The 12,457-nt window shown below is 67.8% G+C and carries 13 protein-coding genes; 8 read left to right on the top strand and 5 right to left on the bottom strand.

Annotation, left to right across the window (positions count from 1 at the left end):
• Positions 1-3 precede the first annotated feature (3 nt).
• On the top strand, positions 4-2,265 hold the full coding sequence (locus KB879_RS09495; protein WP_211981099.1) for a VTT domain-containing protein: 2,262 nt from the start codon (positions 4-6) through the stop codon (positions 2,263-2,265).
• Here KB879_RS09495 and KB879_RS09490 read toward each other — a convergent pair.
• Complete coding sequence (locus KB879_RS09490) at positions 2,262-2,744, bottom strand: DUF1579 domain-containing protein (protein WP_211981098.1); 483 nt, start codon at positions 2,742-2,744, stop codon at positions 2,262-2,264. The genes KB879_RS09495 and KB879_RS09490 overlap by 4 nt on opposite strands.
• Before the next feature lie 182 nt (positions 2,745-2,926).
• On the opposite strand from KB879_RS09490, the gene KB879_RS09485 reads away from it, so the two are divergent.
• The 3 genes from KB879_RS09485 to KB879_RS09475 are packed head-to-tail and all read left to right on the top strand — an operon-like array spanning position 2,927 to position 4,139.
• On the top strand, positions 2,927-3,247 hold the full coding sequence (locus tag KB879_RS09485; RefSeq protein ID WP_013952579.1) for a helix-turn-helix transcriptional regulator: 321 nt from the start codon (positions 2,927-2,929) through the stop codon (positions 3,245-3,247).
• Positions 3,244-3,708, top strand: coding sequence for an SRPBCC family protein (locus KB879_RS09480; protein WP_211981096.1), 465 nt, complete (start codon positions 3,244-3,246; stop codon positions 3,706-3,708). The genes KB879_RS09485 and KB879_RS09480 overlap by 4 nt, the downstream gene beginning before the upstream one ends.
• 14 nt (positions 3,709-3,722) lie before the next feature.
• Complete coding sequence (locus KB879_RS09475) at positions 3,723-4,139, top strand: GFA family protein (RefSeq protein ID WP_211981094.1); 417 nt, start codon at positions 3,723-3,725, stop codon at positions 4,137-4,139.
• A 5-nt stretch (positions 4,140-4,144) separates the two neighbouring features.
• Here the strand turns inward: KB879_RS09475 and KB879_RS09470 are convergent, their stop codons facing one another.
• Complete coding sequence (locus tag KB879_RS09470) at positions 4,145-4,504, bottom strand: DUF2880 domain-containing protein (protein WP_013952576.1); 360 nt, start codon at positions 4,502-4,504, stop codon at positions 4,145-4,147.
• Between the two features lie 113 nt (positions 4,505-4,617).
• Positions 4,618-5,355, bottom strand: coding sequence for a GntR family transcriptional regulator (locus KB879_RS09465; protein WP_041228832.1), 738 nt, complete (start codon positions 5,353-5,355; stop codon positions 4,618-4,620).
• A gap of 141 nt (positions 5,356-5,496) precedes the next feature.
• Between KB879_RS09465 and KB879_RS09460 the strand changes: the two genes are divergently transcribed.
• Genes KB879_RS09460 through KB879_RS09445 form a run of 4 tightly spaced genes read left to right on the top strand, consistent with a single transcriptional unit; the run spans position 5,497 to position 10,188 of the window.
• The gene (locus KB879_RS09460) at positions 5,497-6,810 is read left to right on the top strand and encodes a DUF1254 domain-containing protein (protein ID WP_013952574.1); all 1,314 of its coding nucleotides are present in this window, start codon (positions 5,497-5,499) and stop codon (positions 6,808-6,810) included.
• 11 nt (positions 6,811-6,821) lie between these two features.
• Positions 6,822-8,138, top strand: a complete 1,317-nt coding sequence (locus tag KB879_RS09455) for a DUF1254 domain-containing protein (protein ID WP_211981092.1) — start codon at positions 6,822-6,824, stop codon at positions 8,136-8,138.
• Complete coding sequence (locus tag KB879_RS09450) at positions 8,135-9,115, top strand: tripartite tricarboxylate transporter substrate binding protein (RefSeq protein ID WP_013952572.1); 981 nt, start codon at positions 8,135-8,137, stop codon at positions 9,113-9,115. The genes KB879_RS09455 and KB879_RS09450 overlap by 4 nt, the downstream gene beginning before the upstream one ends.
• Before the next feature lie 59 nt (positions 9,116-9,174).
• Positions 9,175-10,188, top strand: coding sequence for a tripartite tricarboxylate transporter substrate binding protein (locus KB879_RS09445; protein ID WP_211981091.1), 1,014 nt, complete (start codon positions 9,175-9,177; stop codon positions 10,186-10,188).
• A gap of 16 nt (positions 10,189-10,204) precedes the next feature.
• On the opposite strand, the gene KB879_RS09440 is transcribed toward KB879_RS09445, so the two are convergent.
• The gene (locus tag KB879_RS09440; RefSeq protein WP_013952570.1) at positions 10,205-11,395 is read right to left on the bottom strand and encodes a Xaa-Pro peptidase family protein; all 1,191 of its coding nucleotides are present in this window, start codon (positions 11,393-11,395) and stop codon (positions 10,205-10,207) included.
• A gap of 11 nt (positions 11,396-11,406) precedes the next feature.
• Positions 11,407-12,375, bottom strand: a complete 969-nt coding sequence (locus KB879_RS09435) for a tripartite tricarboxylate transporter substrate binding protein (RefSeq protein WP_211981089.1) — start codon at positions 12,373-12,375, stop codon at positions 11,407-11,409.
• Positions 12,376-12,457 lie beyond the last annotated feature (82 nt).

Here is a 12,457-nt window from a genome sequence, read left to right as displayed (position 1 = left end):
GACATGAGGCAACACAACCCGCCCGGCACCACCGCGCCCCCCGCCACTGGCGCTCCGCATGATTGCCAGGCCCCGCTCGGCTTTACGCCGGAGCCGGGGCGCAATTGCTGGCGCGTCGAGTCCTGCCAGCGCTTTGCCATGCTGGTCGACGCCGACGCCTACTTCCGCGCGCTGCGCGAAGCGCTGCCGCGAGCCGAGCACACCATCTTCATCCTGGGCTGGGATATCGACAGCCGCATGGAATTGGTGCCGCAGGGCGCGCAGGACGGCCTGCCGGCGGGCCTGCGAGACTTCCTGTGCGCGCTGGCGGACCAGCGCCCCGAACTGCGCATCTACATCCTGAGCTGGGACTACGCCATGGTGATGGCGATGGAGCGCGAGTGGCTGCCGTCCGCCAGCGCGCACTGGCAGGCGCACCGGCACCTGTCGTTCCGGCTTGACGGCAACCATCCCCCCGGCGCCTCGCACCACCAGAAGGTGGTCGTCATCGACAACAAGCTCGCCTTTGTCGGCGGGCTGGACCTGACGCTACGCCGCTGGGACGACAGCTGCCATGCCCCCGGCGCGCCGCTGCGCGTGGCCGAAGGCAAGCCCTACCCGCCCTTCCATGACGTGCAGTGCGCGCTCGACGGCCCCGCCGCGGCGGCGCTGGGCACCCTGTGCGCGGCGCGCTGGCTGCGCGCCAGCGGCAGCCAGCCGCGCCCGGTTGCGGCCACCTCGTCAGACCCGTGGCCGCCAGGCCTGGCGCCGGAGCTGACCGACGTGCGCGTCGCCATCGCCCGCACCATGCCCATGTGCGAGGACGAGCCCGGTGTCAGCGAGATCCGCATGCTGCTGCGCGATGCTATCGCCTCCGCCCGGCACAGCATCTACATGGAGAACCAGTACTTCAGTTCGCACGAGATCGCCAAGGCGCTGGAGGCACGGCTGGGGCACGAGGACGGCCCTGATATCGTGCTGGTGTCGAGACGCAACGAGAGCGGCTGGCTAGAAGCGCACAGCATGGGCGTGCTGCGCGCGCGCCTGTACCGCCGCCTGCGCGCAGCCGACACGCAGGAACGCTTCTGCCTGTACTGCCCGTCGATTCCGGGCCTGATGCCCGAATGCGTCAACGTGCATAGCAAGGTCACGGTGATCGACGACGACCTCATCACCATCGGCTCATCCAACCTCAGCAACCGCTCGCTGGGGCTGGATACCGAGTGCAATATCGTGGTGATGTCGGGCGGCGACCCGCGCGTGCAGGCGGCCATTGCCGCCATGCGCGCACGGCTGCTGGGCGAGCACCTGGATGTGGCACCCGAAGCCTTCCAGGCCGAGGTCGCCGCCACCCGCAGCGTGCTTGCGGCCATCCGCAACCTGCAGCGCGCGGACGGGCGCTCGCTGGAAGCCTACGAGCCGCCGTTGCCGGACGATGTCGATGCCGCCTCGCCGGCGGCCAGCCTGCTGGACCCGATCGAGCCGATCGACAGCGACCAGGTCCTGGCCGAGTTCGTCAGCCATGAGGCACGCCCGCGCGTGCTCGGGCGCGTCGGGATGATGGTGGCGCTGGCGCTGCTGCTGGCGGGGCTGGCGTTTGCGTGGCGCCATACGCCGCTGCGCGAATGGGCGGACTTCCGCGCGCTGCTCAGTGTGGTCGAGCAACTGGACGAGATGCCGCTGGCACCGCTGGCGATGATTGGCGTCTACCTGGCCGGCGCGGTGACGATGCTGCCGGTGACGCTGCTGATCCTGGTGACCGTGGTCATATTCGGCCCGCTCTATGGCGCCGCGCTGGCGCTGTGCGGCACCGTTCTGAGCACCGGCGCGGGCTACCTGGCCGGCCGCTTGCTGGGGCGCAATGCCGTGCGCCGCTTTGGCGGCAGGCGGCTGAACCGGGTCAGCCACCAGCTGGGCAAGCACGGGGTGGTGGCGATGGTGGTGCTGCGGCTGGTGCCGATTGCACCGTTCGCGCTGGTCAACCTGGTGATCGGTGCATCGCGCATCAGCCTGCGCGACTGCCTGCTCGGCACCGCGCTGGGCATGCTGCCCAGCATTGTGGTGGCTGCCTGCCTGGTGAACCGCGTCGCCGCCGCGGCGCGCGATCCGGGCCTGTTCACCTTCGCCTTGCTGGCGCTGGTGCTGCTGGTGCCGGCGTCGCTGCTGCTGGTGCTGCGCCGCCGGCGCCGGCGCCGTGCCGAGGGCGGCGCCGCGCGCCCGCAAGACGATCCGCCCGGCCCCCGCGGGCGGCTGGCACGGCTGGCGGCACTGCGCCGCCAGGCCTAACGCTGGCGGCGATAGCTGGCGTTCATGAACTGGGCCCACTCGCCGTTCTCGCCCAGCATGTAGGACGTCAGCGTGCGGTGGTCGTCGTCGGTGAAGGTGATCACGTCGCGGTACTGGGCGATGCGGCCATTGCCGGAACAATCCGGCCCCTCGGCACGCAGCGTCAGTTGCTGGCCGCCGCCGTCGAGCTCGCCTTCATAGAACCACAGGTGGGTCATCATCGAGCCGATGAAGGTCCCCACGAAATGCTTGCGGGCGGGGTCGTAGCCGAGCGTCATGCCCGTGGTGGACGGGCCGCAGCCGGGCATGTCACCCTGCGTCACGCACTGGACCCAGACGTCGCCGACGCTGCTCACGCGCTCGGGGATCTCCCACTTCTGCACCGGCTGGTCCGGTCCCATCGATGCGTCGCCTTCGGCGATCCAGTTGCCCACCAGCCGTTGCAGCCAGCGGTGCTCCTTCTGCGCTTCGGTCTTCATTCGCGGTCCCCTTGGGTTGCAGCCACAGATGCTTGTGGATGCCGTACACATAGCCTAGCAAATGAAATGGACAGTGTCCACTTTTGCCTGCAATTGGCTGTGCTGCGTTGGCCTGACGCGCTGATTGACATGCAGGTATTTACCTGCATATACTCCCCTCATGCACAAACACAACGGATGGGATGGACGCTGACAAGGTTTTCAAGGCGCTGGGCGACCCGACACGCAGAAAGCTGCTCGACCTGCTGTACGAGCGGAACGGGCAGACGCTGGGCGAACTCTGCGAGCACCTGAACATGGCGCGGCAATCAGCCACCCAGCACCTCGGGATCCTCGAGGCGGCCAACCTGGTGAGCACGGTCCGGCGTGGCCGGGAGAAGCTGCATTTCATCAACCCGGTGCCGCTGCACGAGGTCTACGAGCGCTGGGTGCGGAAATTCGAACGTCAGCGGCTCAGCCTGCTGCACGACCTGAAGAACGAACTCGAAGGAGATCAGCAATGAGCCAGGAGAAGACCAGCTTCGTTTATGTGACCTACATCCGCTCGACGCCGGATAAAGTGTTCGAGGCCATCACGAAACCGGAGATCGCGCGACGCTACTGGGGCCACGAGAACGTCTCCGACTGGAAGCCCGGATCGGCCTGGGAGCACGTGCGCGCCAACGAGCAGCGCACGGTTCAGGTGGTCGGCAAGGTAGTCGAGGCCGCGCCGCCGACGCGCCTGGTCATCACGTGGGCGAGCCCCTCGCAGGCCGCCGATCCGGCCAGCTACAGCCGCGTGAGCTTCGACATCGAGGCGTACGAGGAGATGGTGCGGCTGACCGTCACCCATGACGAACTCGAGGCCGACAGCGGGATGGACAAGGCCATCAGGCAGGGCTGGCCGATCGTTCTTTCCAGCCTGAAGTCCCTGCTGGAAACAGGGCAGGCCATCGACGTCTTCGCCAAGCCGAAGGCAGCCTGAACCGGGAGTTGCTCATGACCCAGCCCTACACCGGCGGATGCGCGTGCGGCGCGATCCGCTACGCAACCAGGCACGCGCCCGTCTTCCAGAACCACTGCCAGTGCCGCGACTGCCAGCGGCGCAGCGGCACCGGGCACGGCTCCTACCTGACCTTTCCCGCGCGCGCCGAGATGACCATCGCTGGTGAAGCCACGCACTGGGAGGTCGCGGGCGACAGCGGCAACGTGAAGGTCCACGCCTTTTGCCCGGTCTGCGGCACGCCGGTCTTCCTGCGCTTTGCCGCGATGCCGGAGCTGATCGCGGTCCACGCGGGCAGCCTGGACGACCCGGACCGCTTCGTGCCGCAGGTCCTCACCTACAGCGCCCGCGCGCCGGCGTGGGACGCCATCGATCCTTCACTGCAGGCATTCGAGCGGATGCCGGCCGGCTAGCCCTATTACGGCAGCCTGACCTTGGGCACCACGAACTGGTTGCCCGGGGCGCGCAGCACGTCGCACTGGACCTTGGCCTTGCGCACGGCGCCGTCCTGCGCCAGGTATTCGACGTCGGCCACCACGCTGTAGGCGTCTTCGGCCACCTTGCGGGTCTTGCCGCCGATCCACTTGAAGCTGGCGGGATTGGGCAGCGCTGCCTTGACCGCCTTCATGCAGGCAACCGGGGCCTCCGGGGCCTCGTCCTTGCCGCGCGGCTTTGGTGCGCCGTCCTGCCCCGCAGCCAGCGCCGCCGACGCGCACGTGACCGACAACGCCATCACCAGCGCGGTGGACAGGGAACGCGGAAAAAGCGGCGAAAGCATCTTGAACTCCTGGGCTGTGGCAGAACTGGACGCCACATTCTAACGCCGGCGCCGATGCCGTTCAGGCCACGGCATCGGCACAAAAGTTCCCCTGGCGCCACTGCCAGGCAGCGCTAGCGCCGCACGCAAGCCTTGTAGGTGAACTTGTCGCCACGAAACATGAACTCGGAGAAAGCCAGCGGCTTGTCGTCGATGTCGTGCGGCGTGAACCGGATGCGCAGCAGCGGCTCGCCGGGCGCCACCTTGAGGCGGCGCGCGGTTTCGGCATTGGCAGGGATTGCCGCGCTCTCCGTGTGCAGGTACTTGAGGCGATAACCCAGGCGGGCTTCCACGATCATCAGTGCATCGTGACGTTCAAGGTCGTGCTCCAGGATCGCGCGCATCAGGGGTTCGGGCGCCATCGTCATGCCCACCGCCACCGGGGTGCCTGCCACTGACTTGAGCATGGTCACGCACAGCAGCTTTGTTCCCGGTGGCAGGCGCAGCGCATCGGTGGCGATGGCCGGCGCCGCAATCAGCCGCGTCGACAGCAGCTTGCCGTGCGCTTCGTGCCCGCGCGCACGCATGTAATCGAAAAAGCCAGTCAACGGCCCCAGGTCCGCCTGCCCCGCCGGACGGCTGACAAAGCTGCCCTTGCCGTGCACCGTCTCGATCAGCCCTTCGGCAAGCAGCGATGCCAGCGACTGGCGCACGGTGATGCGGCTGACGCCGAATTCAGCCATCAGCTCAGCCTCGGACGGCAGCTTGATGCCCGGAGTCCATTCATTGTTGACGATGCGCTGGCGCAGCGCGCCTTCGATCTGCTTGAAGCGAGGCAGGGAGCTTGTTGTCACGAGATTGGTGGTGTTCACGTCATGTCCGATGCGGGCATCCACTTATCATAACAACATTGACTCATCATAACATGTCATGACAACATGCTCCGACACGTCAATGACAAGATTCGCGGCGCCGCCCAAAAAGTCATGGCGCACGCATACGGAGACAACGCCATGAACCAACCCGCTGCGCCCTTCCTTGCCGGCGCACCCATCGACACGCCCCAGGAAGCCCTCACCGCCGCGGCGGCGCTGCCGCTGGTGCTTGCCACCTATCCGCTGTTTGAAAGCCTGCGCACCTGCCGGCTGCAGACCTACGTAGCCCAGGCCACGGGCTACGGCCGTGCCCCCGTCAACGTGCTGTCGGCCAGCACGCACCAGTGGACGCACAAGGACCGCGACATCGTCACCCCGGCCAACGACCTGCTCTACTTCTGCGCCTGGGTCAACCTGGCCGACGGCCCGGTCACGCTGCACGTGCCCGCACTGGCGGACGCCAGCCGCTATTACGTGGTGGAGCTGCTGGACGCCTGGACCAACAACTTCGAGAACCTGGGCCCGCGCAATGTGCCCGCGGCCGGCGCCGACATCGTTCTGGCCGGCCCCGGGCAGCACGCCGAAGGCGACCACGTGGTGCGCTGCCCCACCTCACTGGTCTGGCTGCTGGGCCGCGTGCTGGTGACCGGTGCCGACGACCTGCCGGCGGCGAGCGCCTTCCAGAACGGCTTCCGCCTGTCCGGCGGCACCAGGATGCAGCCCGCCTGCGTGCGCGACTGGCAGGATGGCGGCGAGCCTGCGCTGGACTTCTTCGCCAACATCTTCAACGCCCTGCGCGAGTATCCTGCCGAGCCTTCTGCCGCGGGCCTGCTGTCGTTGCTGCGCAAATGCGGCATCCGCGCCGGCGACGCCGTCGATGTGGGCGCGCTGCGGCCTGCGGTGCAACAGGGCCTGGTCCGCGCCTGGCACGAAGGCATGGCCCTGATCGAGGCCAACACCCGCAGCCATGCGCGCAAGAGCTGGACCTACAGCCTGCTGCTGGGCCGCTATGGCGACGACTGGATGCAGCGCGCGGTTACCGCGATGAAGGGCCTGGGCGCACTGCGCGCCGACGAGGCCGTCTATGCCGCTGCCGACTACGACGCCGACGGCGAACTGCTGCACGGCCGCCACGCCTACGCCCTGCACTTCCCCGCGGGACACCTGCCGCCGGCGCAGGCGTTCTGGTCGGTCTCGCTCTACGGCGCCGACCGCTTCTTCACCGACAACGCCATCGGGCGCTACGCACTGGGCGACCGCAGCCCCGGGCTGCAATACGATGCCGACGGTGGCCTCACCCTGACCATCTCGCACCAGCGCCCCACGCAGGCGCAGGACAACTGGCTGCCGGCACCGGACGGCCCGTTCTACCTGATCCTGCGGCTCTACCAACCGACCGATGGCTTCATGGCCGGCGACTACGTGATCCCGCCCTTGCGGCGCGTTGCCTGATGGAGCGCGCCATGGAGCCCCACGACAACCAGCTCGGCACACTGGCGTGCGACGCGGTGCGCTACACGCTGCCGCTGTACGAGATGGCGCGCATGCGCGCCGCCACCTGCCCGCGCCGCGATGGCGCCGGGGTCTTTGCCGGCGACGGGCCCGATTCCACACTGCGCTGGATCAACACCGTCACGCATGTGCGCGCGCTGCTCGGCCCGCAGCACCGGCAGGTCGTCACGCCGAACAACGACACGCTCTACACCAATGCGTGGCTCGACCTGTCCGGCGGTCCGCTGCTGCTCGATGTGCCCGACTGCCACGGCCGCTACTACGTGCTCGGCCTGCTAGACGCCTATACCAACCCGTTCGGCTATATCGGCACCCGCACCACCGGCACTCAAGGCGGCACGTGGCTGCTGCATGGGCCAGCCTGGCGCGGCGAGGTGCCGGCCGGCGCAACGCCGCTGCCCTGTCCCACCGACGCGGTCTGGATCATCGGCCGCGTCCTGGCCGATGGCGAAGCCAATTTGCCGGGTGCACATGCCCTGCAGGACGGCATCCGCCTGCGCCGGCCAGACGGCACCAGCGCAGCAACCGTATTCGATGCTGGCATGCAAGCCGGCGAGCGGCCAGCCGATCCCGACCGCTACGCCGCCGTCGTCACCCGCATGCTGCGCGAGAACCCGCCACCCGCCGCCGAAGCCGAACTGGTCCGCGCCTTTGCCCCGGCCGGCATCGGCAGCAATGCGCCGCTGACCGGGGCACAGCGCGCGGCACTGGCCACCGCGCTGACGCAGGTCGACGCGGAACTGGCCGCGCCCAGGGCCTCCGCGCTGGGCGGCGGCTGGTTCCTGCCGGTGGAAATCCGCACCTCGTTCGGCACCCACTACGCTCTGCGCGCCGAAGTGGCGCGCAACTACATTGGTGCGCTAGGCGTTGAGGAAGCCATGTACCTGATGGCCGATTGCGATGGCGACGGCTTGCCGCTGGACGGCACGCACCAGTATGAACTGGTGTTTCCCCCGCAAGGACTACCCCAGGCGGGCGCATTCTGGTCGCTGACCATGTACCGCAAATCGGACTGCATGCTGGTCGAGAACCCCCTGCAGCGCTACTCGCTGGGCGACCGCTCGCCGGCCCTGCGCTCGGCGCCCGATGGCAGCCTGCGCATCGTGCTGGGCGCGCAGCCCCCTTCGGAGAACGCCCTGGCCGGTAACTGGCTGCCGGCACCCGCGGAGCCGTTCTATGTAGCGTTGCGTCTCTACGTGCCCGGTATCACGCACCTGGAACGCACCTTCCGCTATCCACCCATCCGCCGCATGAAGGAAGCATCATGAATCGGACCTCAATCTTCGCCCGGGCCGTGCTGACGGCCGGCCTGGCGATGCTGTGCCTGGCCAGCCCCGCGCAGGCGCAAACGTATCCGTCGCGGCCGGTCAAGCTGGTGTCGCCATATGGCGCTGGCGGCTCCAATGACATCTCTGCCCGCATTCTTGCCGAGGCACTTGGCCACAAGCTTGGCCAACAGGTGGTGGTGGAGAACAAGCCTGGCGCCGGCACGCGCCTGGCCACCGAGCAGGTGGCCCATGCCGCGCCGGACGGCTACACGCTGCTGTGGGCCGCCGCGCCCTTCGCCATCAATACCGCGGCAGGCATCGCTCAGCGCTACGACGTCCACAAGGACTTCGTGCCAGTGGGGCCGCGCGTGCTGGGGCCGGTCTTCCTGATCGTCAATGCCAGCTCGCCGGCTCGCACCGTGTCCGACTTCGTGCGCATGGCCCGGGACAAGCCGGATGGCGTGACGCTGGCCTCCCCGGGCGCAGGTTCGGGCCCGCACCTGACCGCCGAACTGTTCGGGCAGGTCGGCAAGTTCAAGCTGCTGAATGTCCACTACCGCGGCGACGCCACCGCCTATACCGAACTGCTGGCCGGCCGCGCGGACGCCACCCTGACCGCCATCACCTCGGCGCTGCCCTTTATCAAGGCCGGCAAGCTGCGTGTGCTGGCAGTGGCCTCGGAACAGCGTTCGCCGGTCTATCCGGATGCGCCCACCTTTGCCGAGCAGGGTTACCCGGGCATGGTCGGCTACGGCTGGTTCGGCCTGGTCGCGCCGGCCGGCACGCCGCCCGCCGTCTCCGAGCGCTTGAACCGCGAGGCATCGGCCGTGCTGGCCGATGCCGAGATCCGCAAGAAGCTGCTGGGGCTGGGGCTTGAGCCGCAGCCAGAGCCGGGCAGCGCGTTTTCCGCCTTCATCGACCAGGAAATCGGCAAATGGGGCAAGCTGATCAAGGCGCGCGGCATCAAGCTGGAGTGAGACATCCCCTTCGACGTAGGGCAACACGTGACCATCCATCCCAAGGAAACAACGCCATCATGATGACCGCTGCCCCCCTGCTGCGCGGCCCGCTGCTGCAAGCCGCCCTGCCCCTGCTCACCTTGCTGGCCCTGGCCGCCACGCCCACGCCGGCCGGCGCACAGGGCGCCTACCCGGCCAAGTCCATCCACCTGATCGTTGCCTACCCGCCGGGCGGGCTGACCGACACGCTGGCGCGCACCATCGGCGATGGCCTGTCGCGCCAGCTCGGCAAGACGGTGGTGGTGGAGAACAAGGGCGGCGCCGGCGGCATCATTGGCACCGACTATGTCGCCAAGTCGGCGCCTGACGGCTATACGCTGCTGATGACCATTCCCGGCCCGATCACGTCCAACCTGGCGCTGTACAAGAAGCTGCCCTACGATCCGCGCACTGAACTGCGCCCGATCTCCGACATCGCCACCGCGCGCACCGTGCTGGCGGTCAACAGCAGCGTGCCGGCCAAGACCGTTGCCGAACTGCTGGCCTATGCCAAGGCGTCGCCCGGCAAGCTGCGCATGGGGTCGTGGGGCCCGGGCACGCAGCCACATACCATCCAGACTTACCTCGCCAGGCAATACCAGGCGGACATGCTGCACGTGCCCTACCGCGGCGAAGGGCCGATGGTGACCGACCTGCTGGCCGGCCAGGTCAACGTGACGGTGGGCTCCGTGACCGCACTCAAGCAGCACTTCGCCACCGGCAAGCTGCGGCCCCTCGCGGTCACCGGCACGCGCCGCGCACAGGGCCTGCCAGACGTGCCGACCTTCGCCGAGGCCGGCTACGCCGACGACCCGTTCCGACTGACCGGCCCGATCACGCTGATGGCGCCCGCGAAGACGCCGCAGGACATCATCGACCGCCTGGGCCGCGAGACCGCCAGCCTGGTCGCCAGCGCCGACATGCAGCGGCGCATCGTGGACATGGGCGCGGAACCGCTCGGCAATACGCCGGCGCAGGCGGAGGCCGCATACAAGGCCTACTTGCCAGTGGTTCTGAAACTGACGGCGGATACGGGAGTGACGCTCGACTGAGCTACGCGGCTGGCGCCTAGTCCACGGTGGCGAATTCCAGCGTCTTCGGCGTCTTGATGATGACTTCCGGCTGGTCGCCAACCACCACGGTATCGTCCAGCCGGAAGCCGCCGAGACCATAGACATAGAGACCCGGCTCCGCCGAATACACCTCTCCCGCAAGCAGCGGACGGGTATTGAACGCCATGTCCTCCGGGTATTCGTGCAGCATCAGCCCGACCGCGTGGCCAGTGCGATGGAACACGTAGTCCCCGCAGCCGGCCTGCTCGATCACAGCCTGCGCGGCCGCATCCATGTCGCAGACGCGCTTGCCCACCACCGCCGCCGCAACGGCAGCGTCGGTGGCCTTTGCCGCAACCTGGTAGAGCCGCGCCTGCTCGCCGCCAGGGCGCCCGCAAAACCAGGTGCGCTCGTTCTCGACATAAAGCCCGTTCAGGCGCGGCAGCACCAGGTTGACGATGGTGTCGCCGGCGCAGATCCGTGCGCCGCATCCGGCGCCATCGCCATGCGGCGATGCCGAAGCCGGCCCGGTCAGCGTCCAGCATTTGAGGATATCGAAATCCTCGCCCGGAAAGCGCCGCGCCGCCTCCTCTGACATCAGCGCCGCCATGGCGTGGTCGAGCTCCTGCACCAGCCGCCCTGGCCGGAAGTTCTCGCGGTAGCGATCCTGCACCCAGTCCGTCAGCGCACCGAGCTCGCGCATGACCTGCAGCTCCTCCGCATGCTTGACCCAGCGCAGGCTGCGCATCTCCGCCATGGCGGGCCGCAGCGTGAGTTCAGGCAGGTAGCGCTGCGCACCGGCCAGGATCGGATGCTGGACGTCGACCGCAATCCGCGACATGCCGAGCCCCCTGGCCCCCAGCAGCGCAGCAACCACTTCCGGCAGCTGCGCGGGCAGCGGCAGGCGGTTCGAGACACGGGGATGCTCGGAATAGTAGGTGATATCGGCAAGCCAGACCGTGCCCTTCTCGGTCGCAAAGCGCATATGGTTGGTCGACAGCTCGTTCATGACCGCGAAGGTGTCGCCATTGCGCGGCACCACCACGAACACCGGGCGCTCCCACGGCCAGACATCGAGCTGGAAGTTGGTGGCGTACTGGAAGAAGTCTGGCGTGCCGAACACCAGCGCATCGACGCGCAGCTTGTCCATCAGCCTGTGCATCGCCGCCAGGCGATAGTCGTGTACGGCCTTGGTGAGATGTGCCATGGCAGCGGTCCTCAGAGAGAAATGTCAAGGTTGCGGATGATCGGGCCCCAGGTATCGGCGTCGCGCTTCATATGGCGCTCCACCTCGGACGGCGGCCCCTTGATTGCATCCAGGAACTGGAAGGCAAGCTTCTCCTGGAATTGCGGGTCGTCCAGGATCTGGTTGATGTCGGCATTGACCTTGCGGATAACGCCTGCAGGCGTGCCTGAGCGGGCCACGATCGCGTACCACCCGGGTACCTGCACGTCATAGCCAAGCTCCTTGAAGGTGGGCACCGCGGGCAAGGCCGGCTGCCGCTTGTTGCCGGTGACCGCCAGCGGTACCAGCTTCTTGCCGGCGATGTAAGGCTGCACGCCCGCGAGCACATTCATCATCACCGGGGTCTGCCCGTTCATCAGGCTGGTCGAGCCACCGCCGCCGTTGAACGGCACGTGCTGCAGCCGGACTTCGGTGCGTTGTGCGACCAGTTCCATCGCCAGGTGGGTGGAGTTGCCGATGCCGCCCGACGCGAAGCTGATCTCGCCGGGGCGAGCCTTGGCCATCCGCACGAAATCCTGGAACGTATCGGCCTTGAGCGACGGTGCCGCGACAAAGACAAAGGGCGAGTTGGCGAGCATCGCCACGCCGGTCAGGTCCCGGCCCGGGTTGTAGGGCAGCTTCGGATACAGGAAGGGATTGAAGCTCAGGTTGGAAACGCCGGCGAAGAACAGCGTGTAGCCGTCGGCGGGCTGCCCGATCACATAGCTGATCGCCAGCATCCCGTTTGCCCCGGGCTTGTTCTCCACCACCACCGGCTGGTTCCAGGCACGGCTGAGCTTTTCCGCGAGCGCGCGCGCCAGCACATCATTGCCGGTGCCGCCGGCCTGCGGCACCACCAGCCGCACGGGCTTCGAAGGGAAGGTTTGCGCCTGCCCGATCCCTGGCAGCGCCATCGCCACCGCAGTCCCGGCCACCCAGGCCAGTAGTTGTCGCCGATCCATATTGCACCCTGTTGGTTTGTCACGATTCGCCTCGTTCGCGAAGGCGTGGGATGCAATGTACCATGTGGTACACGAATGGGAA

Origin of the sequence: Cupriavidus sp. KK10, assembly GCF_018223725.1 — a bacterium.
Taxonomy (GTDB): Bacteria; Pseudomonadota; Gammaproteobacteria; order Burkholderiales; family Burkholderiaceae; genus Cupriavidus; species Cupriavidus necator.
The sequence above is the reverse complement of the archived record's forward strand: the minus strand, read 5'-3'. Positions and strand labels throughout refer to the sequence as shown.